Here is a 25,900-nt window from a genome sequence, read left to right on the forward strand (position 1 = left end):
GCACATACACGACCTAAAAGTCGAATTATGTAAAAAGTTTCGCCAAACTCTCAAAAATTGGACAAATGCTACCGATAACTTATAAAGCGGAGTCTTATCTCCCATTTTACACCAACATTTTTCGACATTGCCTGTTCGTTTTTGTATGTAGAGAGAAAGTCCTTACAGAAAAAAGAGCACTTGCAAAAATTTTGGACGAATGATCGGATAGGACCAAAGCGCTACTTATTGGGGGAGGATTTACAGCATGCTAAAGAGTCTTAAGCAAAAGATGATTACAATGATTTGTTTGCTCTTGCTAGTCAGTCTTGGATCTGTTTTTGCTATAACTTACAGTCGGTCATCTGACTTGCTGCAGGAGAGCTTGGACAAGGAAGCACAGCTTCGGGCAGAGAAGCTGGCGCTTCAGATCGACCAATTTCTTGATGTGGAGATTGCCAAGGTAGAAAGCATCGGGAAATTCATTACGGGGAACAAAGAGCAAGATCTGCAGTTGATTCAGGCTGCGCAGGAAGCGAACAAGGAATTTGAGACCTTCTTCTTCTCGTACGATTTGACGGGGAAGAACGTCATTAACTTTCTGGGCGAGGTGACCGACGTGTCCGATCGCGTCCATTATCAGGAAGCCGGGAAGGGCGAAGGCAAGCTGGTCGTGTCGGAGCCGGTGCTTTCCAAGCGGACGGGCAACAACATCGTTACGATGATCATTCCGCTGATGAGGGATGGAAAACAGTACGGTTACATGGGCTCCACCCTTCCGATTAACGAGGTTCAGAAAACAGTATCGTCCCAAACGTTCGGAGACACCGGATATGCCTTTCTTCTAAGCAAAGCGGGAACGTTTATGTGGCATCCGACCGAGGAATTCGTCCTTCAGAAGAAAGTCGAAGATGTGGAAAACACGGAATTATCGCAAGCTTTTGATAAGGTACGTCAAGGCGAGCTTGGAGGATTCGACTATGTGCTGGATAATGTTGAATACTCGGCGGCCTATGCACCGTCCAACTTGAACTGGGGGGTCTTCGTGACGGCACCGACCCATGAGCTGAATGCCCCGATCAAGGAGATGTCGTTTACGTTAGTCATTATCTCGGTTGCGGCCCTGATCGTTTCCGCGGGTGCAGCAATTTGGTTCACGGCCCAGATCGTCCGGCCGATCCGCAGGCTCAACACGGCTGTGAAGGAAGTCGCGGCGGGTGATTTGACCAAGACCATTCAGGTTAGCGGCAAGGATGAGGTTGCCGTTCTTTCCAGCGATTTCAACCAGACGGTATCGCATTTGAAGCATCTGGTTCTCGGCGTGAACGATTCCTCCCGCCAGGTCATGTCAGTTACGGAAACCGTCTCGAGCGGGGTGGATACGGCCATGGACAGCGTGGACCGAATCGGATCTTCCATTCGCCAGATTGCCAGCGGTGCGCACGCCCACGCCTCAAGCTCCAACGAAATCGCGACGTCCATGAGCGACATGGCCAGCGGGATCGTCAAAATCGCCGAGACGTCTTCCATGGTGTCCGAAGCCGCGCAGGAAGCTGCCAGCCAAGCGGAGACCGGATCGGTTGTCGTTGAGCAAGCCGTGAAACAGATCGGCAACATCGGCGAGGGTACATCCAAAGTCGGCACGGCGATCGAGCGTTTGAATGAGCGTTCCTCGGAAATCGAGCAAATTTTGAGCTTTATCACGGAAGTCACCTCCCGGATTCGACTGCTGTCCCTGAACGCTTCCATCGAGGCTGCCAGAGCGGGCGAGCATGGACGAGGCTTTGCGGTCGTGGCTGAAGAAGTCAAGAAGTTGGCGGGACAGTCGGAGGTTTCAACCGATCAGATCGCGAAGCTGATTACGGAAATACGCGAGGACACGATCAACGCCGTACAGGTCATGGACGTCAGCCGTAAGGATGTACAGGAAGGCATTGCATTGATTGAAGATGTGCGAGAGAAATTCGATAACATTCTGAATGCGACCCGCAACGTGGCGGATCACATTTTGGAAGTATCGGCGGCATCCGAAGAAATGTCCGCTGGATCGGAACAGGTCAGCGCTTCGGTTGAAGAGCTGAAGTCCATTGCGGATCTGACTTCCAATGACGCACAGAACGTGACGGCTGCCGTGGAAGATCAGATTGCAACGATTAAGGAAATTTCAAATTCCGTTAAACAACTGGAGACGGTCGCTCAGGAGCTTAGCAAAGAGCTCGGCAAATTCAGTCTCTAGCATTCCCTGGATCTTACGGACCGCGCGTAAGGGTACTTGAGAGGGGGGATGCCTGGAAGGAAAACGGTTCGAATCGCAAGCGTGCAAGGCAGTAAGTCAGAGGAAGTACAGGCAAGAAGAGGTTCAACGTGTTCAAGGCAGATCGATGCCACTGCCAACCAAGGGGCATCAGGAAGTACAACTAGAAGAAAACTGGAGGAAACGAAATCATGGCTAAAAATTGGAAAAAGGTATTATTGGCAGGGGTAGTCAGCTTATCATTGGTAGCAACGGGCTTTGCGGCAAACGAGGTCCTCACATCGCCTGAAGTATCGGCAAAATCGGCTTCAACCAATGCACCTGGTCAACTGAAGAAGCAGGCGGCTTCCCAGCTTGACGAAATTATCGAAAGAGGCTACATCCGGGTTGGTATGACAGGGGATTACAAACCGTTTACATATTTGAATCCTGCTACAAAAGAGTATGAAGGTTATGACGTTGACGCCATGGAAGAGCTCGGTAAAGACCTTGGCGTCGAAGTACGCTACGTCAACACGACTTGGTCCAACATGATGAAGGACTTGCAGGCTGATAAGTTCGACATCGCAGTGGGCGGCGTTACCCGCAACACGGCTAGACAAAAAACCGCTTATGTATCCCAAGGGTACATTTCCTTCGGTAAAGCTCCATTGATCCGTGCAGAAGACAAAGACAAATACCTGACGGTTGAAGATATCAATAAACCTTCCGTACGCATCGGCGTGAATCCGGGCGGAACGAACGAAGTATTCGTGCGCGAGCACTTGACCAAAGCGAATGTGACGGTTGTTCCGAACAACCTGGATATCCCGCATTTGGTAGCAGACGGTACGTATGACGTGATGATCACCGATACAATCGAAGCGATCACGTATGCGAAGGCGGATTCCAGACTGTATGCCGCTTTGACGGACAAGCCGTTCACGAACAGCGAAAAAGGCTACATGATCCCTCGCGGCGACTTTGAATATGCAAGCTATCTGGAAATGTGGATCGACGAAATGAAGCTGCAAGGCAAGTTTGCGGACATTCATAAAAAATGGCTGGAGTAGGTTGGATCAGGCTATAAACAAATAGCCAATCCCTGCCAGCAGATCAGGTTGAAGAACCTGATCTGCTGGCTTTTTTGTTTTGTCCAACAAGGTGAAGAGAGCGTCCCCTCGGCGTCGGGTAGGTTTACCAACCAAGCAAATAGGGTAGTAAATTAACATGGACATCGGCCATATAACATCAGGATAGGAAACGGGGGGCAGACCATGAAGTTAGCTAAATGGATTGCGGCGTGTTTGATGACCGTATGGATGCTGACCGCTTGCGGCGCTCAAGAGGAGTCAGGACGCGTGCAGATTGAGTTTTTTCAGAACAAGCCTGAAGCGAAAGGCTCCTTTGATGCACTCATCGAGAAATTTAACGAATCCCAATCCGAGATCAAGGTGGTTCAGGTGAACCCGCCGGATGCAGAGACGGTGCTCAAGACAAGAGTCGTCAAGAATGACATTCCCGACATTATCGGCATGGGTGCAACCGATACGTATTCATTGCTGGCCCAAAGCGGCATATTTATGGATTTGACGGATAACCCGCTGCTGAGCCGGGTGGATGAGACTTATGTCCAGATGCTGAAGGACGTAGCTGGCATGGACGAGGTTACGGGGATTCCCTATTCCACTAACGCTAACGGCGTCATGTACAATAAGGAAATTTTCAAGGAGCTGGGGCTCAGCGTTCCCAAGACCTGGGATGAGCTGCTGGCTACGGCGCAGAAGGCCAAGGATGCGGGGAAAATCCCGTTTTATTTCACATATAAAGACGATTGGCAGACGGTGCTGCCGTTTAACGCATTGGCTTCCAACCTGGAAGGCATTGAATTTTACATGGATCGGCGGGAAGGCACCGTAACGTTTGCCGAGAAATACAGGGAGATTGCGGAGAAACAGCTCGCGCTGATGGATTATGGCCATGGGGACAACTTCGGCAAAAACTATGCGGACGGGAACCGGGATTTCGCGAGGGGGGAATCCGCCATGTATATCCAGGGAACCTGGGCCATACCGGAAATCCGGAAGGCGAATCCGGATGCGCCGATCGGCTTCTTTCCGCTGCCGACCGGCGATCGTCCGGAGGAGAATAAACTGATTTCGGGCGTTGATACTTTACTGGCTATTTCCGAGGATTCGAAGCATAAAGAGGAGGCCCAGCGTTTCATTCAATTTCTGCTGGAGCCTGAGAATAGCAAGCAATATATAACGGAGCAAACGCTGTTCTCCACCGTGGAAGGCGTGAAGCAGGAGGATCCCGCCGTCGCAGAGCTGCTGCCTTATCTGGAGCGGGGCCAGGTCATCGATTTTGCCGACCACTACATTCCCGCGGCGGTGCAGCTGAACTCGGTGATCCAATCCTTCCTCCAGAACGGGGATATCGACGGGTATCTGAAGAAGCTGGACACCGAATGGGACAAGGTAGCTGACAGGCGTTAACGGGCGGAAGGCGGTATTTTCTTCACACGATATCCAAGAAGCATTGAGGAGGACCCAACATGAACAAGCGGCTTATGCCTTATTACTTGATGACCGTGCCGGCGGTCGTGCTGTTCTTCGTATTTCTGACGCTGCCGGCTTTGCAGGGGGTGTATTACTCCTTCACGAACTGGAATGGATTCGGCGATAACTTCGACTTCATCGGTTTCAAGAATTACGTCAATCTGTTCAAGGATGGCAACGTGGGCAATGCGTACTGGTTCACATTCAAATTCGCGGTCGTGGTCACCATCCTCATCAACATCTTCAGTCTGCTGATTGCCATGGGACTGAACGCCAGAATCAAGGCAAGAAATTTCTTTCGGGGCATCTATTTTCTTCCGAATATTCTGAGCGTGCTGATTGTAGGTTACATATTCAACTATCTGTTCTCGAATGTGTTCACCATTTGGGGACAGAACCTGGGGATCGGGTGGCTGTCGACCAATATCCTAGGCAGTGAACAGCATGCTTGGATCGGCATCGTGGTGGTCGCGGTATGGCAGGGCATTGCCTACAACACGATTCTGTATCTTGCCGGACTCCAGACCATTCCCGGTACGCTTTACGAGGCTTCCAACCTCGATGGAGCGAACCGCTGGCAGGAGTTCTGGAAAATAACGTTTCCTCTGATCGCGCCGTTCTTTACGATCAACATGGTGCTGGCGATGAAGAATTCCCTGATGGTCTTTGATCAGATCGTAGCCCTCACCAACGGCGGCCCGGGGCGGGCCACGCAGTCCATCTCCCACCTGATTTATACCGGCGGCTTCGAGGGAGGCGAGTTTGCTTACCAATCGGCTAACTCCGTGATCTACTTCATCTTGATTGCCACGATATCGATTGTGCAGATTCGGTTCCTGCAGAGAAGAGAGGGGGACATGTAATGCGGACGAAAACCAACTGGACGGTGATGATTCTCATCACATTGGGTACGATATTAATCCTGTTTCCGCTGTATATGACAATCACGATTGCGCTCAAAACGCCGGAAGACATGCTGGCATCGGTGTTCGGACTGCCGAAAGACCTGCATTTCGAGAATTTCGCGAACGCCATAAAAATGACGAATTTCTTCCATGCGCTGGGCAATAGCGCCATGGTGACAACGGCAACGGTGGTGCTGACCCTGCTGACGAATTCGCTCGTCGCTTATGCCATTGCCCGCAATATGAACCGGAAGTTCTTCAAAGGCTTGTACTTCTATTTCATCAGCGCGATGTTTATTCCGTTCCCGATCATTATGTTGCCGCTGGTCAAGCTGACGGCCGGGTTCCATATGACGAATCTGGTCGGGCTCACCATCCTGCATACCGTCTATGCCTTGGCATTTAACGTATTTGTGTACGTAGGTTATATCAAATCCATCCCGGTGGCGCTGGAGGAAGCGGCCCGAGTGGACGGCACGTCGACTTGGGGAACATTCTGGAGAATCATATTCCCGATTATGGCACCGATCAATGCGACGGTAGGCATTCTGATCTGCCTCTCGACCTACAATGACTTCCTGCTGCCGCTCATCATTATCAGCGATACGAATTCCTACACGCTGCCGCTGGTGCAGTATATATTCCAAGGGCAGTTCAACACGGACTTCAATCTGGCCTTTGCCTCCTACCTGATGGCGATGCTGCCGATGATCATTATCTATCTATTCGCGCAAAAGTGGATCATCAACGGCATTACGCAGGGGGCTGTAAAATAAGGCGGCTTCGCATTTCCTAGGAATCCTTAGAAGTCCTCTCTGCCCATCGCTGCAGCAGGGGGCTGCGGAGCCCGAAATCAGCAGCATGTCCTTGTACGACCCATCATAACGAAAAGCTGTATTCCGGCATGATGTCATGACTGGAATACAGCTTTTTTGCTGCCGCCAGGGTTCGAATCGGCGGAGGATTCCCTGGTTTATGTCGTGTCCCTATTATAATTGCAGCATGTGCCGTTTCTCCGCATCCGGGTCCTCGATGATCCTGCTGTCGTTGTTGAATATCATCGTGGAACGCAAAGCCGGATCATAAGCTGGCCACGGCAGCGCCTCCGTATCCGGCGAGCCGTTCCGTGCAAATGCAATCCAGGCATCCTGGATCCGGTCCGACAGGGCCTGCGTGGCCGCATCGACTTGAACGCCGATATTCTCAAACAGCGCCAGCGTGTTGAATACAAACGGGATTTCCAGGGCATGCATCGCTTTGCCGAGCACCGGATGGTCCGGCAAGGTCCAATCGAACCGGTACATCCATACCGGAGCGTGTTGGCTCTGTGCGGAAGCGAATTGCAGGGCCGAGCGCCAGAAGTACAGATCGGTCATAATCTGGGCATGTCCGTCGATGCTGTACGGGTACTCCTTGGTGATGGGGGCGGCATCCTTAATGCCGGTCATCATCTCCACGGTGCGAACCAGAACGTCTTCCTTTACAAGCGGCATGTCCGGCCGGAAGAACAAAGCCCCTTCATCAAGATTCGTCCCGATCAGGATCGGCACGTCCTTGGCCCAGCCCGATTGAATGGCCTGCAGCGGATCATGCGGCAAAGTGTCCGGATCCAGAACCGGCTGAAAGATCATGTTGACGCCGGGTCCGATCTGCTTCTTCAGCCGTTCCCCGGCTTCGAATATCGACTCGCCTGTCAGGGAAGCCAGCTGATGGATGTTGTCAGGCGAAATGTCCAGCTCTTTAAGCAGGCCGGCCGTTATCATCCGTGCCTGTTCCGGGACCATGACCTGGGCAGCGCCGCTCTCCATGATCGCCCGATGGAACAGTCCCTTGGCTGCAGGCATCGCCAATAAGGCTGCAATGCTCATGCTGCCCGCTGATTCCCCGAATACCGTAACCCGCTCCGGATCGCCGCCGAAGGCCGCGATATTGTCCCGCACCCATTCCAGGGCAGCGATCTGGTCCAATAAACCGGTATTGGAGGAATAGGCTTCGCCGTATGGAGAGAGATGGAGAAAGCCGAGGGGACCCAGCCGGTAATTGAGGGTAACTACGATCACGTCTCCGCGGAGAACGAAGGGCGCGCCGTTATAGCTTGGCAAGCTGCCCGAGCCTGTGACAAAAGCGCCTCCGTGAATCCATACCATGACGGGCAGCGGCTCCGCCGGCATGTTCCGGGGTGCCCACACATTGAGATATAGGCAATCCTCGGATACCGTCTTGGTCATGCCGCCGCCAAGCATGCTGGATGTGGATTCAAGCGGCTGAAGGCACATGGGACTGAAAGCGGTGGTTTCTCTAATCCCGTCCCATGAATCGGGGGGCACAGGAGAACGGAACCGCAGCGGGCCAACCGGTGGCTTCGCATACGGAATTCCCTTCCATACGCGCACTCCGTTTTCCGTAAAGCCTTGAATGCGCCCGTCTTTCGTTTGTACGACAAGTTCTGACATGTTCTCGCTACACCCTTTCTCTCTGCTCTATATATACACTTTACCAAGTTAGCGGCATAAGTTCAAAAAAGCACGAATCCTGAGGAATACAGGCAGGAATGTCATGTTACATGAAGAATGTTACAGGGTGGGCGGTATCGCGGACGGCGGATACGGCATCACCTGATGATCCATGTCATTATAGGCATACTGGAGGGATAAGCATGAACATAGCGATATTGGGCTGCGGAACGATGGGGACGGCCTATGCGCATAATTTGGCGAAAATGCCGGGAGTAACGGTCACGGGCGTGGTCGATATAAACGCCGAACGGGCGGAGCGCGCTGCAGCTTTGACCGGGGCGAAGGCATACACGGATGTAGAGTTGATGTTTGAACAAAAAGATTTGGAAACGGTTGCGGTGTGTCTGCCCACCTATCTTCACAAACCGTTTGTATTGAAACTGGCCGAAAAAGGGCTGCACGTCATCTGCGAAAAGCCGGCAGCATTAACGCTGGAGGATGCGCAGGAGATGAAGGCGGCATGCGAGAAGCACGGAGTCCGGTTATTTATCGGACATGTCGTCCGGTTCTTCCCGAACTATCACGATGCCTATCGGCAGGCCCGCTCGGGAAATATCGGAACGCCGAAGATGGCTCACTTTAAGCGGTACGGTTCCTATCCGCAGGGAATGGATGGATGGTACAACGACCCGGGCAAGAGCGGCGGCGTCATCATGGATCTGATGATTCATGACATCGATTTTGCCTGCTGGCTGTTCGGGGAAGTGGAGTCGGTATATGCTTCGACCGTGAAGCGGGCCGAGCCGCAGATGGAGTACGCCCAGCTTACGCTTCATTTTAAAAATAGCGCCATCGCGAGTCTAACCGGATATTGGGGGTATCCTGGCCCATTTACGACGCAGTTCGAGATCTCGGGAGACCAAGGCATCGTACGATTCGACAGCAATCAGGTACAGTCCCTGGACTTGAAATTGGTTGGCGCCGAGGCCGGGGAGGGAGCTGCTGTGCAGGTTCCTTCCAGTCCGAGCCTCCATGACCCTTATTATAACGAGGTGCAGCATTTTATCGAGTGCATCCGAAACGGCAGCGAGCCGCTCGTCAGCATCGAGGATGCTTGCTACGCCGTTGAAATCGCTCAGGCAGCGGAGCAATCGGCACAAACTGGACAGCCCGTGATGATCGGAGGGACGGTTTCATGAAAAAAGTGAAAGTAGGGTTTATCAGTTTTGCCCATATGCATGCGGCAAGCTATCTCTTCGGCATGCTGAAGCGGGATGACGTCGAGGTGATCGGAATCGCGGATGAAGACGCGGAGCGCGTTCGTCCTTACTCGGTGGACCGGGGGATTCCGTATTATGCCGACTATAATGAATTGCTGGCACAAGAACTGGATGCCGTTGTCATTTGTTCGGAGAACGCGCGTCATGCGGAAATTACCAAACGCGCCGCTGCGGCGGGCAAGCATGTGCTGTGCGAGAAGCCGCTGGGCCTATCGGAAGCCGAGATGCTGGAGATGATTCAGGTATGCAAGGATAACGGCGTTCAGCTCATGACCGCTTTTCCTTGCCGATATATTTCGTCCGTACGCCAGGCGAAGGAAACGATTGACGCAGGGCAGATCGGTGACATTTTGGCTATGAAGGGAACCAACCGGGGAACCATGCCGGGCGGCTGGTTTATTGAACGGGAGAAATCGGGCGGCGGCGCCGTATTGGATCATACCGTCCATGTGATGGACCTGATGCACTGGTTTACCGGCAGCCAGGCCGAGGAAGTGTATGCCCATGCGGAAACGCTGTTCAACGATACCGAAATTGACGACGCCGGCATGGTCCACGTCAAATTCGCGAACGGCGTCGTGGCCGTGCTGGACCCAAGCTGGTCCCGCAACCGCAGCTTTCCGACATGGGGAGACGTAACGCTTGAGATCATTGGCACCAAAGGCGTGCTGAACATTGATTCTTTTGCCCAGAAGAACGATGTATACAGCGATGTGACCGGTAAAGCATCGTGGAGCTTCTGGGGCGATGATATGGACGAAGGCCTCGTCAACAGCTTTGTCGAAAGCATCCGCGACGGCAAGCCGGTCGAAATTACCGGGGAAGACGGCTACCGCTCCGCCCGGGTTGCCATAGCTGCGTACGAGTCTGCAAGCACCAAGCGCACCGTTCAGCTGAAGCCGCAGGGATAGTGCGGTTTTGCCGATAAAGCCGGGGAGCGAGAAATTCCCGTTAGTAAAATGTGAGCGTGCAGGGATTCGTCCTTGAAGAATAAGCAGCAGCGCAATCGTCTTTAGGATGACATGCCTGCTTCCGGCCGGAAGCGCCGCTGCCTGTGAAGTGCGGAGCTATGCCTTTGTTAGAGGCGCAGCCTGGCCTCTTTAGGATATGAAGTCATTGCATCTTAAGGATGGAGCGATGGCAGAGAACCTTGCAGTTTAAGCCCCTTCGATGTTCGAAATCGAGGGGCTTTTTTATATGAGAACAATGGGACTTCAAAGGATGAGCGTCCCTGAGTCCTTAGCAGAGGGTCTCCACTATCTCCGCTATTTCCGGCAAGATTTCCGAGAGAGGCTGGTTCCTAAGCGGAAGCCACCCTCAAGATTATGAGATCGGCGTCGATCGGACCACCGTCCACCAGGGAAGTACCTCGGGTTACTTAAGAGCCCTCACGCCGATGGAGGATGGCGCTTTTGCAACCATGATGCAGCAGTTCAAAGCCGGCAAGTATGCGGGCAAGCGAATGCGGTTCTCCGGATTCGTCAAAACCGAAAACGTGAAGGACTACTGCGGATTGTGGATGCGCGTCGACAATCGCGCCGAAGACGTGCTCCAGTTCGATAATATGAACAATCGGCGGATCGTCGGCAGCACGCACTGGAATCACTATGCCATCGTGCTGGACGTGCCTGAAGATAGCGCCACGATCTCGATCGGCGTCCTGCTTATGGGGGCAGGCCAGGTGTGGGTGGACAGCTTCCGTTTTGAAGAGGTAGATCTCAGCGTACCGACGACGAACCTTGACGTTCATTATGAGCTGCTTGAGGAGCCCGCTAATTTATCGTTTGAAGAGTAAAGCATGGGGGGATACGCCCGTCTACGGGAATGATTGATCTTGGCTCGTTGATGGATAGGGGATTCCCCTTACAACCATTAGGCAGAAGTCTCTCCATACCGGAGGGCTTCTCTTTTGTTGCCTTGGACGATGGCTTTGCATCATGATATTCTTGGGGGGATGTTTGACCGCTGAATATTGGCCAGATCGAGAACCATTTAAAGCATGAATATAGCCAAAAGGAGGGTGTGCCATGCAGGTGATTACACTATGCGGCTCGACCAAGTTTAAAGCGCAATTTCGAGAAGCCGAAGCTTCGCTCACGCTTAGCGGACATATCGTCCTTAGCGTTGGATTTTTTGAGCAGAGCGACGGAATCGAGATCACGGAGGAGCAGGAGCGCAGGCTCAAAGAGCTGCACTTCCGCAAAATCGATATGTCGGACGAAATCTTTGTGATCGATGTGAACGGGTATATCGGCGAGAGCACGCGGGCCGAGATCGAATACGCCAATGGGCATGGGAAACAAGTGCGGTATTATTCAAAGTACCGACTGTAGTAGCATGCTCCCCGAAGTCCCCGCATTTATAATTTTATGATATACGTTGACAGACAGAGCGGACGTTGTTTACTAAATCGCTCTTCCGAAGAAGCTCGATATCATTCTCTGTATACCCGTTTTTACGAACTAGGATTCAGGATGGGCACTAGCATTCACGCTCATAGCAATGATATTGAATCCATATGCTTTTTTTGTTATAATTCCCAAATGGCGGTGGTGGATTCAATGGATATATATATGGTTATTCAGCAGCTATATCCGAGTTTCTCGAAGAAAGAACAGTTGGTAGCGAATTATATTCTTCAAGAAGGTCAATCAATTAATAACATGAATATATCTGTGCTGGCGAACCATGTTGGTGTCTCAAACGGGACAATCACGCATTTTTGCAAGAAGATTGGCTGCAATAATTTTGCCGAATTGAAGGTTCAGTTGGGCAGGCTTCGCACTTCGACGGCCCCTTCGGCGGAGGACAATATTCTCATTCAAGTATCTAAATTCTATCAGACGGTCATTGAGCGTTCGAATCAATTACTGGACATTACATATTTGCATCGACTTGCTGAAGCGATTAAGAGCGCAGCACGAATTTACATATACGGAATCGGGAGCTCGGGACTTTCAGCGAAGGAGATGATGCTTCGCTTGCTGCGTATGGGCTTCAATGTGCAGAGTATTACGGATTCTCATTTAATGCTGATCAATAGTTCGATAGTGAATGAGAATGATTTCGTTATTGCGATTTCCAGTTCAGGGGAAACGTCTGTCATTGTCGACGCAACCAGAATTGCAAAGAATAATGGGTGCAAAGTCATCTGTCTGACCAGCTTCTCCGAAAGTACGCTGGCGCAACAAGTGGACTCTTTTGTTTTGGTCTCCAATACATTGTTTGTTGATAAAGAAAGGTTTGTAAATAGTCAATTTTCCGTCATGTATGCGATAGATATTTTATGTATGATTTTACTCGCGGATGCGGATTTAAATAGTCGGATGCAAATTACAGTGAATACGATTCTAGAACATAATCGAATGGATTAATAATAAAGCTTTCATCGTACCTGTGAACCTCAGAAGTGGACGTATTTTTCGTCTACTGGAGGGGCACAGGTTTTTTATTGTGTGATTGTTCATACTAAGTGTCATAGATTAATTACCAATTAATAAAATAATTTCAGTTAATTTATATTTACTAAAATAATTTCATGATGTAGAATCTACATATCGCGATGGAATACAATGATTGATCCAATAGGAGGAAAGTCCATGTTTAAACAGTTGCAAAAGCTTGGTAAGTCATTTATGTTACCGATTGCAATCCTGCCTGCTGCGGGTTTGCTGCTTGGGATTGGAGGAGCCTTATCGAATGCGAATACGATTGCTGCATACCCGATTCTGAATACGCGGTTTTTACAAGCTGTTTTTCAAATTATGTCGGCAGCCGGCAATGTTGTGTTTGCCAACTTAGCGCTAATCATGTGTATTGGTCTTGCCGTCGGGTTAGCGAAAAAAGATAAAGGTACTGCAGCGCTGGCGGCGGCCGTCTCGTTCCTTGTTATGAATGCATCGATTGGCGCAATGATCACGGTATTTAATCCAAGCGTTGAATCCATTGACACCGGAGTTGTAGGGGCTATTGTCATTGGTATCCTGGTTACTTATTTGAACAATCGATACCGGGGGATTCAATTACCTTCCTTTCTGGGTTTTTTTGGAGGCTCGCGGTTTATTCCGATCGTCTCATCGTTTAGTGCTATTTTTGTAGGCGGGATCTTTTTCTTAATCTGGCCTACATTTCAGGGCTGGCTGGTAGCGGCAGGGACTGCTATAGCCGGAATGGGGTATTTCGGTACCTATTTATACGGATTCTTGCTTCGTCTTACAGGTGCTGTCGGTCTACACCATATGATTTACCCGATGTTCTGGTTCACAGAGCTGGGCGGTGTCGCCACGGTTGCAGGTCAGCAAGTGGTGGGTGCGCAGAAAATCTTTTTTGCCGAACTGGCTGATCCGAATCATGTTGGAATGTTCTCTGAAGGAACCCGTTTTTTTGCAGGACGTTTTGCTACGATGATGTTTGGTCTTCCTGCAGCATGTCTTGCGATGTATCATTGCGTTCCGAAGCACCGTCGCAAGCTTGTGTTTGGTTTGTTCTTTAGTGCAGCGCTGACATCGTTCCTGACAGGGATTACGGAGCCGATTGAGTTTATGTTCTTATTCGTCGCTCCTTGGTTATACGTGATTCATGCGGCTCTAGATGGGCTATCCTTTATGATCGCGGATATGTTATCCGTTCGTATCGGGAATACCTTCTCTGGCGGGGCCATCGACTTCATGCTCTTTGGGGTTCTACAGGGGAATGCCAAAACGAATTGGATCTATGTCATTATTATGGGGCTCTTCTGGGCTATCATCTATTACCTGGTGTTCCGCTTCTTAATTGCGAAATTCAATGTGGCGACACCTGGACGTGAAAGCGATGGGGAGAGCGTATCGGTTGAAACCAAGGACAGCATTGGAGAGACCGCGATGAAAGTGCTGAATGCGCTTGGCGGCAAGGAGAACCTGGAAGATGTCGATGCATGTATTACAAGACTTCGTGTTGCAGTCAAAGATGTATCGAAAGTAGATAAGGATACAATCAAGGAACTGGGTGCTACTGCAGTATTGGAAGTAAAAGGCGGGGTTCAGGCTGTATTTGGCGCTAAAGCCGATTTGATTAAACAAAAGATAAATGAGGCTATTGGAGAAGAATAAAAGAGGATATGGCATGGAGGGAACATATTGTGAAACGAGGATTAATTGTATCATGTCAGGCTTTGCCAGGCGAACCGTTGCATAGTTCATTTATTATGGGACGTATGGCCATTGCGGCGGCCGCATCCGGTGCGGTGGGGATCCGTGCTAATAGCGTTGAAGACATCGAGGAAATAAAGAAGCAAGTTGAGCTGCCCATTATTGGCATTATCAAAAAAGACTATCCGGGCATGCAATCGTTCATTACGGCGACCATGACCGAAGTGGATGCGCTTGTTGGTACGGGGGTTGAGATTATTGCTGTGCAAGCAACGATGGACCAGGATGAGGCATTCCTGCAATCGATTTTTACAAAATATCCTTCCCAGAAGTTCATGGCGGATATCTCCACAACGGAAGAGGGGCTGCGAGCAGATCGATTGGGGTTCCATTACATTGGAACGACGCTTATTGGTTATACACCGCAGTCTCAGCATATGGAGAAGTTCACCGTGCTGGAAGAACTGATTAAGCAGTGTAAAAAGCCAGTCATTGCAGAAGGCAACTTCAACACACCGGAACAGGCTGCAAAAGCGATCGAAATGGGAGCTTATTGTGTGGTTGTAGGCAGCGCGATAACAAGGCCGCAAATTATCACGAAATGGTTCTCGAATGCGGTAAACGAAATTCTATAACATGACTTGGGAAGGGATTTGAGCCGCTTCCACCATAGTCTGTTAGTATGATAGCTATCCGCGAACCCTTAATAAAAGGCGGGGCAGTCCCCAAAGTCATTGAAAATGACTTTGGGGGAGCCCCGCTTTTTTTAATCTTGTGCATTCCATATACATGAACGAGCGTTTTTACAGATAAAGCACCAACGCAATAATGGCAGCGAGCACGATCCGATAGATCGCAAACGGCACCAGCTTGATCCGGTTGATCAGCTTCAGGAAGAAACGGATGGAGATCAAAGCGAAGACGAAAGCCGCCACGAATCCGGCGATGAAGAACGGAAGAGCCTCCAGCGTGAAGTATTCCCAGTTCTTCAGCAGCGACAGGAAGCTGGCCCCGAACATGATCGGCACGGCCATGATGAACGTAAAGTCCGCCGCCGCACGGTGGCTCATGCCCAGCATAACGCCTCCGGATATGGTGGAGCCGGAGCGGGAGAAGCCTGGCCAGAGCGACAGACATTGAATCAGCCCGACGCTGAATGCCTGCCTGTACGTAATTTGATCGACAGTCACCACTTTCGGCTCTTGTTTCGAGCTGACCTTGTCGGCAACGATCATGAAGATGGCTCCGATCACAAGACCGATCAGCACCGTTTCGGTAGAAAATAAATGCTCGTCAATGAGGTCTTCGAACAAGACGCCCAGAACGCCGGCCGGAATCAAACCGACGATAACCTGGCTGAGTCTCAGTCTGCCCGTACCGGCCGGTACGCCGGCCTCGGGCTTTTTGCGCTTGAGTCCCAAGAGATCCAGGAAGCGGTCCTTGAACACCACGATGACGGCGAGAATGGAGCCGAGCTGAATCACGACTTTGAACGTGTTGGCTACGTATTTCGTCAGAAACTCCTCGGATTTCAGCCACATGTCATCCACGATGATCATATGGCCGGTAGAGGATACAGGAGCAAACTCGGTCAGTCCCTCGACGATTCCCAGAATAATTGCTTTGAGGATGGTTAAAAAATCCATGACCTGCGGTCTCTCCCTTACTTAAAAATGTAAAATGTAATGATATGAATGATGCTTGGCATGAAATGCGTGGTTCCAGCTCAAGCCGATTTTCTCCGCTTGCGGAAGAAGAAGAACAGGAATGCAATCACGGCCACGGCTATTACAGCATAAGCGATATTAGAATAGACGTCCATGAAGGCGACGATATTTTCCCATGAATCGCCGACGGCGGCCCCGACGGATACCAGAATGACGTTCCAGATCAAGGTGCCGATGGTCGTGAAGAGCAGGAACATGCCGAACTTCATGTTGGACATCCCCGCCGGGATGGAGATCAGGCTCCGGATCAGCGGAATCATGCGGCAGAACAGCACGGTCCAGTAGCCGTATTTATCGAACCAGGCATCCGCCTTGCGGATGTCTTCTTTTTTGACGCGGAGGATATGCCCCCAACGGTCCACGATTTTCTCGAGCCGTTCGACATCGAGCAGGCGTCCGATCCCGTACAGGATGACGGCACCGACCACGGAGCCGATGGTTGCTGCGATAATGACGCCGGGCACCGTCAGTTTCGTGTAGGTTGTCATGAAACCGCCGAAGGTCAGAATGACCTCGGAGGGAATCGGCGGGAACACGTTTTCCAGGGCAATCATCAGCAGGATGCCGACATAGCCGAACTTCTCCATAATGTCCGTAATCCAGTTTTCCAAAAGTTACACCTCTTTCAAAAGATAAGGAGGCCTTTGCCATCCTTTATATAAGGGTCTGCTTCAGCTTGCGCAGATATTGGCTGCGGATGAAGAAAAAGTACAGGACCTGCATCATCAGGAAGCTGATCAGCACGATGCCCATTTCAGCCGCTATGGATAAATAAAAATAGCTTTGCAGCGCGATGAAAGCAAAGATGCTGTGCACGATCGCAAGTCCGATCGGTACAAAAAACAGCAGCGACAGCTGTCCGGTAACGATCCGCCTGAACTCCCTGTCCGTCATGCCGAGCCGGGATATGGTGGCATAATGCCTGCGGTCAAAATCCAGATCGGCATAGAGGCGGAAGTACAGGAAGCTTCCTGCCGCGATAAAAAACACCGTGCCCACAAGCAATGCCGCGAAGAGCAGCATGTTGTACAGGCTGTCCCGAAGGGCAAACAGCGTACCGCTGACCGCCAGCGCAAAGGACCGGTCCATCTCATAGCGCACGGCACCGCCCGGAGCCAAATGGGGAACGATTCCCTCCGTCTCCGTAAAATCGTCCACGTAGAAGCCGGTGTACCGTTCCTGCCGCACCGGAACGGTGACGGCGGCAAAGATGTCGTCGCTGACGACAAGACCGCCGAAACGGGAATCGTCGTCCATCTCCGGCAGCAAGTATTCCGGCACGCCGACATGATCGGAATAACCGATTTCACGCAGCCGGATGCCGGAATCCCGAAGCCGGTAAGAAGCGTAATCCCGGTTGCGGGTATAAGCTCTGTCGTTTTGCGAAGCAATGAGGACAAGGGCTTCCTCGCCGCTCGGCGGCTGTTCGTCAAACGGCAGTCCCGCCATCACGACGGCCGCCTTATAGTCGGAGAACGCGATCAGCGTCAACGGAATCTCGGATGGACCGGCCTGTGCGGATGCCGGTTCGGCATCCGTATATTTAACGCGAAACGATAGCGTTTCAAACGGTATTTTCCTCGACTCCAGCTCCTGCCGGATTTCGTTCAAATGCTGCTCTTCGGAGGTATCTCCCGTTTTGGCGAGATAACCGATGGCGGCCGGGAAGTCCTCGTTGAACTGCTTCGTGAGCACCGGAATGGAGGCGAATACGCCTACCGAGCAAAAAGACACGGCCAGCACGATCGTCACCATCGAAAACATCTGGGCATGATCCTTCAACCGGTACTGCAGGCTGGATAGCGAGATCAGCTTGGTTCTTCTCCAGGTAAAACGTCGACTTTCTTTCAGCCTGCGGACGAGAGCAACCCCTAACTGCGAATAAATCAGATAAGTGCCGATCATCGTCATCAAGGTAACCGGGAACATGCGCAGCGCGAGGGTCGATGCGCTTGTCGTGGCTGCCAGGCCGTAGCTGACAAGCAGCAGGACAGCCGCCAATATGGATAACCACGGCGATGTTCTGGGCGCGGTTTTCGGCCGCTGTCCGGACTGGAACAAGTCGATGAGCGCTTTGGGCCGCAGGAGCCAGGACGTGCACAGCGAGATGATGAGAAATAGCAGCGCGTAACTCGCGATCGTCAGTCCCAGCGCGCGCAGACTCAGCCGAAACGGCAGGGGCGGGACTCCGAGAAAGGCCGAGCCTGCCATCAGGAACAGCTTGCCTGTAATGATGCCGAACAGGATGCCCGTGGCGATCGCGCTTACGCCGATGATCATATTTTCAAGAAACACCATCTTGTTAAACTGGCGGTCCGTCATGCCGTGCATGAACAGAATGCCGAACTCGCGCTTGCGGGTCTTCAAGAAAGCCCCGACGGAATACAGCACGAAGAAAAACGAGAATACGTACATAATCAGCTCTGCCCCAACCATCGCCTGGATCACGACCGGATAGAACATCTCGTCCGTGATGGAAGGGTGAAACAGGAACAGCGCGCACACAAAGAAAATCATGACGGAGAATGCGCTGCTTAAGAAATAGGCCGCGTAGGTCCGCTTGTTCCTCAGGACATTCCTAAAAGCGAATTGTCGAAAGGTCATGACTTCCTCCTCCCAGCAGCGCCAGCATGTCGATGATTTTCTGGAAAAAGGCTTGGCGGTTGTCACCGCAATACATTTCATTATATAGTTGACCGTCCTTGATGAACAAGACGCGGTCACAGTAGCTGGCTGCCACCGGATCATGCGTGACCATGAGAATCGTTGCGGAAGCTTCTTTGCTCGAAGCGGAAAGCGTCTGCATCACTTCTTTGGAGGCTCTGGAGTCCAGGTTCCCCGTCGGCTCGTCGGCCAGAATCAGGGAGGGCTCCTGAATGAGCGCCCTGGCGATGGCGGTGCGCTGCATCTGCCCGCCGGAAATCTCATAGGTGTGCTTGTGCAGAATGGACCCGATCCCAAGCCGGTCTGCGATCCGCTTCAGCCGGATGTCCATTTCGTCCAGCGGCATACTCTCCAGCGTCAGTGGAAGAACGATGTTTTCCTGGACGGTCAGCGTATCCAGCAGATTGAAATGCTGGAAGACGAAGCCCAGCTCCCTGCGCCGAAACAGAGCGGTATCGCTCCTGCTGAGCAGATGGGGATTGCGTCCGCCTATGACCACTTCCCCGGCCGTGGGCTGATCAATGGTCGCAATCAGATTGAGGAGCGTCGTTTTTCCGCTGCCGGAAGGTCCCATAATACCGACGAATTCGCCTTTGGCGACGTTGAAGTGAATATTGTTGAGCGCTTGGAACGCCACTTTGCCCTCATAGATTTTGGATAGATGCTTGACGCTCAGGATGGGCATATCTTCACTCCCCTATAACGATGTTATCATTGTAAAAGATTCGTTTGCGTCCATGCCATATTCGCAACTTACAGTTACCTTACAACCTTGTAAGGTTTCTTTTGCCGGCGTAAGCGGATCGGGAAATGCCGCAGCGCCCTTAAAGAGCTTGTCCTGCCGATTCCTGCCATCTGCAGGTGAATTCATTGTGCGATATGGTCCGCAGCATCCGCGAAAATGATGCGGACCGTCGTTCCTTCACCGACCTTGGATTCGATTTCGAAGGCATGTCCAAGCTTATCGCATATTTGTTTGACCAGAAACAGGCCCATGCCTGTCGATTCCTGGAATCGGCGCCCGTTCTCTCCGGTGAAATAGGGATCGAACACCCGCGGGAGGTCGCTCTGGGGAATGCCGATGCCTTCGTCCCTTATCTCAAGCACGACTTGATTCTCCCGGGTGTAGCTGTTGAAAAAGAGGGTACCTTGTTCCTTCAGCGTATATCGAACCGCGTTGGTCAGCAGTTGCGTCAGCACAAAGGAGAGCCATTTCTCGTCCGTGGCCACCGTTAATCCGGAATCGATCCGGATGGACGGGTACATTCTCCGCCGGATAAACAGCCGTTTTTGCTCGGACGTGACCTTTCGGACGATTCGCTGAAGCGGCAGGTTTTCCACATGGAAGTCGCGCTCGAACGTATCGAGCCTGGCGGTATACAGCACGAGATCGAGCCCTTTTTTGAGGCGGTCCAGCTCGTCGCCGATCGCGGCAAAACGGGGGTCATCATCATCCTGAAGAATCAGGTGAATGACCGAAATCGGCGTTTTCATCTGGTGGGCCCATTGGTTGATGAACTGCAGATGGCCTTCAATTTTATGCTTATAGTTATGCAGATCCGTGGTGTAATGCCGGAACTGGGTTTTCAGCAGCTGATGAAGCGCTTCGGCGAGCGGGGTGTGGGAGGATTCTGCCGAGGATTCGCCAATGAGGGGTTCTCCCGGGAGCGGCTGCTCCAATCGTTTATAGAAGGAACGGTTGGCAATGAAGCGGAAGGCGAGATAGCCGACGAGCAGCAGCAAGCTGATGATGCCCGCGTACAGGCTGACCGTCAAATTGCGATAACCGTCCAGCCTGTAGATCAGGGTGACGACAAGAAGCTGGGCGATGTAAACAATCATCAAGGGACGCTGTTCTTGCAAAAATAGTCTCATGCTTCGTCCCTCCAGCTCGGTACCAGTCGGTAGCCGCGCCCCCGCACGGTTTGAAGGCCATCCTCGATTCCGAGGGCAGCGAGTTTCTTGCGGACGCGGGTGATGTACACATTCAGCGTATTATCGTCCACAAAGGCCTGATCATCCCATATTTTCTCCAGGAGCCGGTCCCTGCTAACGATCTGCTCGGGCTTCTTCATTAATTCATCCAATATTTTGGCTTCGGTATGGCTGAGCTCCGCTTGGGTCGGTCCGAGCGAAACAGAGAGACGCTCAACGTCAAGCGTGAGTCCGGCGATGCTGAGGACCCGCTCATTCTGACCGGCAGCATAGGACCCGTAGGCCCGCCGGAGCTGGCTTTTGATTTTGGCCATGACGATCTCGTAGTCAAAGGGTTTGGTTATATAATCATCGGCACCGTTCTCCAGCGCCATCACCTGATCCATTTTCCCGTCGCGGGCGGAGATGAAGATGATCGGGCAGGTGGAGAGGCTGCGGAACTGCCGGCACCAATAATAGCCGTCGAATTTAGGCAGATTGATATCCAGAAGCACAAGATGAGGGTCATACGATTCAAATTGATGGCGCACCGTCTCGAAATCATGAACGGACTGCGTTGCATAACCGAATTTATGAAGATATTCTTTCAGCAGGCCGACCAGCCCGGCATCGTCTTCGACAATGAAAATTTTGAACATATCGATCATAGTCCCTTCATTTGACATTCTCGTACCGTCTGTATTGTACCAAATTGTCAGGATATAAGGAAAAATTGCGTGAGCGAAGACAGTGGGTCTCAGGAAAGCGCGGAAGCGAATGTCTCGCTTTGTTAGGCGATCCTTCCGAAGAAATAATGTCTTGACGCTTGTGCCATCAGCTGATAATATACTTGATAATTCCAATCGAATAACTATGATAAATGTTAATCGACCAGTCTGCTGGAGATCATGAGCATCCTTCATGATCTCCTTTTTGTCGTATGGACCTCAATTTTACTATCAACCAAGGAGCGGGGGGATCAACGATTGCTTGTACAGGATGAATTGAAACTGACGGCGGATGTCCTCGTCATTGGCGGCGGTCCTGCAGGGGCTTGGGCAGCCTGGAGCGCGGCGTCCCAAGGTGCCAAGGTCGTACTGGCCGACAAAGGGTTTCTGGGCTCCAGCGGGGCAACGGCACCCGGAGGAACCAATCTGCTATATTTGCCTCCTGACGATAAGCTGCGCGATGAAGCCGTGGCCCAGCGGATGAAGGAGGGCGGTTATTTATCGGAACCGGATTGGATCCATCGCGTGCTGGATCAGGTATACATCAATCTGGAACGCGTGGAGGCATGGGGATACCCGTTTCGCCGCGATGAGGACGGGGTCCCTATGCGAGATCATTTGCAAGGCCCGGAATATATGAAGCTGATGCGAAGCGCGGTCAGCCGGGCGGGCGTACGGATCTTAGATCAGTCCCCGGCGCTCGAGCTGCTTGCCGACGAGCATGGGGTCGGTGGAGCACGAGGCATATGCAGGCAGAAGAACAGGGATTGGGAGGTACGGGCACAGTCGGTTGTCATTGCTACCGGCGGCTGCGCCTTTCTGAGCAAGGGCCTTGGCTGCAACGTGCTTACAGGAGAAGGGCTGCTCATGGCGGCAGAGCTTGGCGCTGAGCTATCCGGCATGGAATTCAGCCGCCAATACGCGCCGAGCGCGGCGTTTGGCACGGTGACCCGGGGGCGGCTTCTCAACTGGGCGACGTATTATGACGAAGACGGGAATACGTTGTACAGTCCCGGAGGGCCCAGGCCGCATGATTTTCTGCCGACGATGCTCCGCAAAGGACCGGTATACGCCATGCTGAATCATGCCGACACGGAAGAGAAACGGCGCATATTAAGGCAATCGCACGCCATCTTCTTTGTTCCTTATGATCGGGCGGGAATCGATCCGTTTAAGGAACGGTTTCCCTTAACCCTCCGCTATGAAGGGACGGTCCGCGGAACCGGAGGCATCCGGATCACCGGCGAAGATTGCGCGACGACGGTACCGGGTCTGTACGTCGCCGGCGATGCCGCAACCCGGGAGCGGGTGACCGGTGCCAAGTCGGGCGGAGGGGCTTTTAATGCCTCTTGGGCGATTTGCTCGGGAACGTGGGCTGGCGAATCGGCGGCGAAGCATGCGCTGAGTATGCGTTCTTCTGCGGACGGCCGTCGCCTGCAAGGTGCGGGGCGGGCCGGAATGTCCCATCCATCCGCAGCACATGGGCAGGGAATGGATGCATCCGGCCTGATTCAATCGGTACAGCGGGAGGTGTTTCCGCTGGATATCAATTATTTTCGCAGCGAACCGGTCCTGCAGCAATCGCTCGAACGGCTGAACGGGCTATGGCCGGAAGTGTACGCAAAGGTAACCGGGGGTTCGCGCGAGCGGATTAAGGCAAGGGAAGCGGCGGCCATGGCGGCAACGGCAAGATGGATGTATGCGGCTGCGCTGACCCGGCGGGAAACCAGAGGGATGCATACCCTTCTGGAATACCCGGATCCGAATCCGGAACAGCAGCATCGTCTGACCGTGAGCGGGATCGATCATATTCAGGTGTATCCTGAGGGGAGGCCGCCCCGGCAGGCAGGCCGAGGTACCATGGGCGCTTGCCGAAACTATGGCGATTCAAGGAATAGGAGCAGTGAAGCCGTGGGGGCTGCTGCCTGGATCGCGGCAGCGGCCGGGGAGGTGGAAGGCTCATGATCGAGGTTGTCAGTCGGCAGCGGTGCATCGAGTGCGGCCTGTGCGTCAAGGTCTGTCCGACCAATGTATTCGACCGGACGGAGACGGGGCTTCCGGTCATTGCCCGTCAGGAGGATTGCCAGACCTGCTTTATATGCGAGGCTTATTGTCCTGTCGATGCTCTGTATGTTTCTCCCTTTGCGGATATGGAGCAGAAGGTGACGGAAGAAGAGCTGATCGCGGTAGGAATCATCGGAAGCTGGAGAGAGACGGTCGGCTGGGGACGCGGGCGGACCCGGCTGGCCGAGATCGACGAGACCCCGTTCATCGATCGGATTCTCCCCCGGCGAAGTTAAAGCAGGAACTAAACCAAAAGCATTCATACTGTCAACCATTCTAATGGAGACATTCCTTCGGTTTTTCGAAGAATGTCTCCTTTTGCATTCGAGGAGAGAGGTGCGCTTATGAAACGGGTTCGGCTGATGTTCATGTTAGATGATGAAAGATTTGCGTTTCCCGTGCCGGAGCGTGATCGCAATGAGTGACCATGCACGATTGTACCGGCATGACCCTCCGGCTCCGGTCCACGGCAGCGAGTCGCTGGTACCGGAGCCCGCCGCCGGGCAGCGGCAGAGGGTCTCCCCGGGCGGAGCAGGTGCCGGGATATGGAGGAAGTCGCTGGGCACCTTTGCTGCGGGCGCGGTTCTTCCCGTGTCGCTGCTGGTTTTATGGCAGGTGCTCGGCGATCTTGGTTACATCTCGGAGCTGCTCTTCCCGACGCCGCTTCGCATTGCGGAGGCTTTTGCCCACTTGGCGGGCTCGGGTGACCTTGGCGGTCATGTGCGGATCAGTTTGGTTCGTGCCGCGGCGGGCTTTGCCCTTGGAGGGGCTCTCGGCCTAGCCTTCGGTATTCTGGTCGGGGTATTCCGCATATCCGAGCGTGTGCTCGATCCATCCATCCAGATGGTCCGCATGATTCCGCATTTAGCGGTTGCGCCGCTGTTCGTGCTTTGGTTCGGAATCGGGGAATCGTCCAAAATACTGCTGATCGCCAAAGGGGCTTTCTTTCCGCTCTATATCCAAACCTATCTGGGCATCCGCGGCGTGGATAACAAATGGTTCGAAGTAACAAGGGTTCTGGGTTTCACGCGTATCCAGCAAATCTTCAGGCTGGTCATTCCGTCCTCCCTGCCGCATATCTTCCTCGGGATCCGGCTGTCCCTCGGGCTGGCCTGGCTCGGGCTCGTCGTTGCCGAGATCATGGGCTCCACGTCCGGCATCGGCTATTTGATGACGGATGCCAGACAGTTCAGCAAAACCGCAACCGTGTTCGTGTGCATCGTCCTGTTTGCCGTTATCGGCAAAGCAGCAGACGCCGCGGTTAGGCTGATGGAGCGCAGGCTGCTGAAATGGAACGACAGCTATGAGGGCTAAAGCACGGCTTCTGATTCCAAGAGAGAGGAGGAGACACGATGAATAACGCGAACGAACTTGCGCTGCCTGCGGCGGGGCAGTCACCCTCTGTATCGCAGCCGCCCAATCCTGCTGCCGTGCGCTCCAAACGCCGGCGTGCATCCTTACTACGGGCCATTACGCTCGGATCGGCCCTTCCGGTTCTGGTGTTGGCCCTATGGCAGCTGGCAGGCAATCTTGGCTGGATCGATGCGTTCTTCCTGCCGACGCCGGCGGCGATTTTCGAATCCCTCTGGAATCTGATCGCCTCGGGCAAGATGGCGACCCATCTGGGCATAAGCATCGGCCGCGCCGCTGCAGGCTTCGCACTGGGAGGCAGCCTGGGCTTGATATTCGGCCTGCTGACGGGCTTCTCCCGCAAGTCGGAAATATTCCTGGATCCGACGGTGCAGATGCTGCGGATGATCCCGCATTTGGCGATCGCTCCGCTTATTATTTTGTGGTTCGGATTCGGAGAAACGTCGAAGGTGCTGATCATTGCTAAGGGAGCTTTTTTTCCGCTGTACGTCAATACGTTTCTCGGCATCCGGAGCGTCGACAAAAAGCTGTTCGAGGTATCGAGGGTGCTGCAGTACAGCCGGGTTCAGCAGATCATCAAGCTGATCATCCCGTCTTCGCTGCCTAACCTGTTAATGGGACTCCGCTTATCGCTGGCGGTATCCTGGCTCGGGCTCGTCGTTGCGGAGCTGATCGGTTCGCAGTCGGGGGTCGGGTTTCTCATCAATCTTGCCAAGCAATCCTCCTTAACGGAGCAAATTTTTGTGGGTGTATTGGTTTTTGCCGTCGTCGGCATGATGGTGGATCTGTTCGTCCGCTCTCTGGAACGCCGCTTGCTGAAGTGGCGGGATAGTTACAAGGGATGATCAGGCTTCGTGAATGAGAGAACAGAGGGACAATGATGATTAGG

Annotated in this window: 22 protein-coding genes and 1 pseudogene; 16 read left to right on the forward strand and 7 right to left on the reverse strand. The window is 52.7% G+C overall.

Annotation, left to right across the window (positions count from 1 at the left end; translation table 11 throughout):
* Positions 1-247: 247 nt before the first annotated feature.
* The 5 genes from BMX45_RS24515 (at position 248) to BMX45_RS24535 (ending at position 6,454) form a co-directional block, all read left to right on the forward strand.
* The gene (locus tag BMX45_RS24515; RefSeq protein ID WP_090912661.1) at positions 248-2,215 is read left to right on the forward strand and encodes a methyl-accepting chemotaxis protein; all 1,968 of its coding nucleotides are present in this window, start codon (positions 248-250) and stop codon (positions 2,213-2,215) included.
* Positions 2,216-2,424: 209 nt separating this feature from the next.
* Positions 2,425-3,285 (forward strand): transporter substrate-binding domain-containing protein, encoded by an 861-nt coding sequence (locus tag BMX45_RS24520; protein WP_090912662.1) that lies wholly within the window; start codon positions 2,425-2,427, stop codon positions 3,283-3,285.
* A gap of 204 nt (positions 3,286-3,489) precedes the next feature.
* Positions 3,490-4,710: an ABC transporter substrate-binding protein gene (locus tag BMX45_RS24525; RefSeq protein WP_090912663.1), complete on the forward strand. Its 1,221-nt coding sequence runs from the start codon at positions 3,490-3,492 to the stop codon at positions 4,708-4,710.
* A gap of 59 nt (positions 4,711-4,769) precedes the next feature.
* Positions 4,770-5,636 carry a carbohydrate ABC transporter permease gene (locus BMX45_RS24530; protein ID WP_009590746.1) on the forward strand — a complete coding sequence of 289 codons (867 nt, stop codon included), beginning with the start codon at positions 4,770-4,772 and terminating at the stop codon, positions 5,634-5,636.
* On the forward strand, positions 5,636-6,454 hold the full coding sequence (locus tag BMX45_RS24535) for a carbohydrate ABC transporter permease (protein WP_012818967.1): 819 nt from the start codon (positions 5,636-5,638) through the stop codon (positions 6,452-6,454). Before BMX45_RS24530 ends, BMX45_RS24535 begins: the two co-directional genes overlap by 1 nt.
* 213 nt (positions 6,455-6,667) lie before the next feature.
* Here BMX45_RS24535 and BMX45_RS24540 read toward each other — a convergent pair whose 3' ends face one another.
* Positions 6,668-8,131 (reverse strand): carboxylesterase/lipase family protein, encoded by a 1,464-nt coding sequence (locus tag BMX45_RS24540; RefSeq protein ID WP_090912665.1) that lies wholly within the window; start codon positions 8,129-8,131, stop codon positions 6,668-6,670.
* Between the two features lie 203 nt (positions 8,132-8,334).
* Between BMX45_RS24540 and BMX45_RS24545 the strand changes: the two genes are divergently transcribed.
* The 7 genes and pseudogenes from BMX45_RS24545 to BMX45_RS24575 all read left to right on the forward strand — a co-directional run bounded on the left by BMX45_RS24545 (position 8,335) and on the right by BMX45_RS24575 (position 15,178).
* Complete coding sequence (locus BMX45_RS24545; RefSeq protein ID WP_090912666.1) at positions 8,335-9,333, forward strand: Gfo/Idh/MocA family protein; 999 nt, start codon at positions 8,335-8,337, stop codon at positions 9,331-9,333.
* A complete protein-coding gene (locus tag BMX45_RS24550; protein WP_090912668.1) occupies positions 9,330-10,325 on the forward strand; it encodes a Gfo/Idh/MocA family protein in 996 nt (331 codons plus the stop codon). The genes BMX45_RS24545 and BMX45_RS24550 overlap by 4 nt, the downstream gene beginning before the upstream one ends.
* Before the next feature lie 377 nt (positions 10,326-10,702).
* Positions 10,703-11,209: pseudogene (locus BMX45_RS24555) on the forward strand (AraC family transcriptional regulator); the annotation flags it as partial.
* A 232-nt stretch (positions 11,210-11,441) separates the two neighbouring features.
* Positions 11,442-11,747: a hypothetical protein gene (locus tag BMX45_RS24560; RefSeq protein ID WP_090912670.1), complete on the forward strand. Its 306-nt coding sequence runs from the start codon at positions 11,442-11,444 to the stop codon at positions 11,745-11,747.
* A gap of 210 nt (positions 11,748-11,957) precedes the next feature.
* The gene (locus tag BMX45_RS24565) at positions 11,958-12,788 is read left to right on the forward strand and encodes a MurR/RpiR family transcriptional regulator (RefSeq protein WP_254778244.1); all 831 of its coding nucleotides are present in this window, start codon (positions 11,958-11,960) and stop codon (positions 12,786-12,788) included.
* Between the two features lie 225 nt (positions 12,789-13,013).
* Positions 13,014-14,504, forward strand: coding sequence for a PTS transporter subunit EIIC (locus tag BMX45_RS24570; protein ID WP_090912674.1), 1,491 nt, complete (start codon positions 13,014-13,016; stop codon positions 14,502-14,504).
* Positions 14,505-14,512: 8 nt separating this feature from the next.
* On the forward strand, positions 14,513-15,178 hold the full coding sequence (locus BMX45_RS24575) for an N-acetylmannosamine-6-phosphate 2-epimerase (protein WP_090912675.1): 666 nt from the start codon (positions 14,513-14,515) through the stop codon (positions 15,176-15,178).
* Between the two features lie 168 nt (positions 15,179-15,346).
* On the opposite strand, the gene BMX45_RS24580 is transcribed toward BMX45_RS24575, so the two are convergent.
* From BMX45_RS24580 to BMX45_RS24605, 6 genes are all read right to left on the reverse strand, one after another.
* Positions 15,347-16,189: an undecaprenyl-diphosphate phosphatase gene (locus BMX45_RS24580; RefSeq protein WP_009594940.1), complete on the reverse strand. Its 843-nt coding sequence runs from the start codon at positions 16,187-16,189 to the stop codon at positions 15,347-15,349.
* Positions 16,190-16,269: 80 nt separating this feature from the next.
* A complete protein-coding gene (locus tag BMX45_RS24585; RefSeq protein ID WP_009594880.1) occupies positions 16,270-16,881 on the reverse strand; it encodes a DedA family protein in 612 nt (203 codons plus the stop codon).
* A gap of 43 nt (positions 16,882-16,924) precedes the next feature.
* Complete coding sequence (locus BMX45_RS24590) at positions 16,925-18,874, reverse strand: ABC transporter permease (protein WP_090912679.1); 1,950 nt, start codon at positions 18,872-18,874, stop codon at positions 16,925-16,927.
* A complete protein-coding gene (locus tag BMX45_RS24595; protein ID WP_090912681.1) occupies positions 18,849-19,619 on the reverse strand; it encodes an ABC transporter ATP-binding protein in 771 nt (256 codons plus the stop codon). The genes BMX45_RS24590 and BMX45_RS24595 overlap by 26 nt, the downstream gene beginning before the upstream one ends.
* Positions 19,620-19,801: 182 nt before the next feature.
* Positions 19,802-20,809, reverse strand: coding sequence for a HAMP domain-containing histidine kinase (locus tag BMX45_RS24600; protein WP_090912683.1), 1,008 nt, complete (start codon positions 20,807-20,809; stop codon positions 19,802-19,804).
* Positions 20,806-21,507: a response regulator transcription factor gene (locus BMX45_RS24605; protein ID WP_090912827.1), complete on the reverse strand. Its 702-nt coding sequence runs from the start codon at positions 21,505-21,507 to the stop codon at positions 20,806-20,808. Before BMX45_RS24605 ends, BMX45_RS24600 begins: the two co-directional genes overlap by 4 nt.
* 327 nt (positions 21,508-21,834) lie before the next feature.
* Here BMX45_RS24605 and BMX45_RS24610 point away from each other — a divergent pair, with 327 nt between their 5' ends.
* From BMX45_RS24610 to BMX45_RS24625, 4 genes are all read left to right on the forward strand, one after another.
* Positions 21,835-23,541, forward strand: coding sequence for an FAD-dependent oxidoreductase (locus tag BMX45_RS24610; RefSeq protein WP_090912685.1), 1,707 nt, complete (start codon positions 21,835-21,837; stop codon positions 23,539-23,541).
* Entirely contained in the window at positions 23,538-23,876 is a 339-nt protein-coding gene (locus tag BMX45_RS24615; RefSeq protein WP_090912687.1) for a 4Fe-4S dicluster domain-containing protein, read from the forward strand. The genes BMX45_RS24610 and BMX45_RS24615 overlap by 4 nt, the downstream gene beginning before the upstream one ends.
* Positions 23,877-24,057: 181 nt before the next feature.
* A complete protein-coding gene (locus BMX45_RS24620) occupies positions 24,058-24,954 on the forward strand; it encodes an ABC transporter permease (RefSeq protein ID WP_090912689.1) in 897 nt (298 codons plus the stop codon).
* A 38-nt stretch (positions 24,955-24,992) separates the two neighbouring features.
* Positions 24,993-25,856 carry an ABC transporter permease gene (locus BMX45_RS24625; RefSeq protein WP_090912691.1) on the forward strand — a complete coding sequence of 288 codons (864 nt, stop codon included), beginning with the start codon at positions 24,993-24,995 and terminating at the stop codon, positions 25,854-25,856.
* Positions 25,857-25,900 lie beyond the last annotated feature (44 nt).

The organism is Paenibacillus sp. cl141a, assembly GCF_900109305.1.
Classification (GTDB): domain Bacteria; phylum Bacillota; class Bacilli; order Paenibacillales; family Paenibacillaceae; genus Paenibacillus_AQ; species Paenibacillus_AQ lautus_A.

Excerpts from the sequence above, each read along its gene's own strand:
- BMX45_RS24595 (WP_090912681.1), bottom strand. The coding sequence starts at position 19,619 with ATGCCCATCCTGAGCGTCAAGCATCTATCCAAAATCTATGAGGGCAAA.
- BMX45_RS24580 (WP_009594940.1), bottom strand. The coding sequence starts at position 16,189 with ATGGATTTTTTAACCATCCTCAAAGCAATTATTCTGGGAATCGTCGAG.
- BMX45_RS24560 (WP_090912670.1), top strand. The coding sequence starts at position 11,442 with ATGCAGGTGATTACACTATGCGGCTCGACCAAGTTTAAAGCGCAATTT.
- BMX45_RS24550 (WP_090912668.1), top strand. The coding sequence starts at position 9,330 with ATGAAAAAAGTGAAAGTAGGGTTTATCAGTTTTGCCCATATGCATGCG.
- BMX45_RS24525 (WP_090912663.1), top strand. The coding sequence starts at position 3,490 with ATGAAGTTAGCTAAATGGATTGCGGCGTGTTTGATGACCGTATGGATG.
- BMX45_RS24545 (WP_090912666.1), top strand. The coding sequence starts at position 8,335 with ATGAACATAGCGATATTGGGCTGCGGAACGATGGGGACGGCCTATGCG.
- BMX45_RS24535 (WP_012818967.1), top strand. The coding sequence starts at position 5,636 with ATGCGGACGAAAACCAACTGGACGGTGATGATTCTCATCACATTGGGT.
- BMX45_RS24620 (WP_090912689.1), top strand. The coding sequence starts at position 24,058 with ATGAGTGACCATGCACGATTGTACCGGCATGACCCTCCGGCTCCGGTC.
- BMX45_RS24605 (WP_090912827.1), bottom strand. The coding sequence starts at position 21,507 with ATGTTCAAAATTTTCATTGTCGAAGACGATGCCGGGCTGGTCGGCCTG.
- BMX45_RS24570 (WP_090912674.1), top strand. The coding sequence starts at position 13,014 with ATGTTTAAACAGTTGCAAAAGCTTGGTAAGTCATTTATGTTACCGATT.
- BMX45_RS24565 (WP_254778244.1), top strand. The coding sequence starts at position 11,958 with ATGGCGGTGGTGGATTCAATGGATATATATATGGTTATTCAGCAGCTA.
- BMX45_RS24590 (WP_090912679.1), bottom strand. The coding sequence starts at position 18,874 with ATGACCTTTCGACAATTCGCTTTTAGGAATGTCCTGAGGAACAAGCGG.
- BMX45_RS24540 (WP_090912665.1), bottom strand. The coding sequence starts at position 8,131 with ATGTCAGAACTTGTCGTACAAACGAAAGACGGGCGCATTCAAGGCTTT.
- BMX45_RS24520 (WP_090912662.1), top strand. The coding sequence starts at position 2,425 with ATGGCTAAAAATTGGAAAAAGGTATTATTGGCAGGGGTAGTCAGCTTA.
- BMX45_RS24600 (WP_090912683.1), bottom strand. The coding sequence starts at position 20,809 with ATGAGACTATTTTTGCAAGAACAGCGTCCCTTGATGATTGTTTACATC.
- BMX45_RS24515 (WP_090912661.1), top strand. The coding sequence starts at position 248 with ATGCTAAAGAGTCTTAAGCAAAAGATGATTACAATGATTTGTTTGCTC.
- BMX45_RS24530 (WP_009590746.1), top strand. The coding sequence starts at position 4,770 with ATGAACAAGCGGCTTATGCCTTATTACTTGATGACCGTGCCGGCGGTC.
- BMX45_RS24625 (WP_090912691.1), top strand. The coding sequence starts at position 24,993 with ATGAATAACGCGAACGAACTTGCGCTGCCTGCGGCGGGGCAGTCACCC.
- BMX45_RS24575 (WP_090912675.1), top strand. The coding sequence starts at position 14,513 with ATGGCATGGAGGGAACATATTGTGAAACGAGGATTAATTGTATCATGT.
- BMX45_RS24615 (WP_090912687.1), top strand. The coding sequence starts at position 23,538 with ATGATCGAGGTTGTCAGTCGGCAGCGGTGCATCGAGTGCGGCCTGTGC.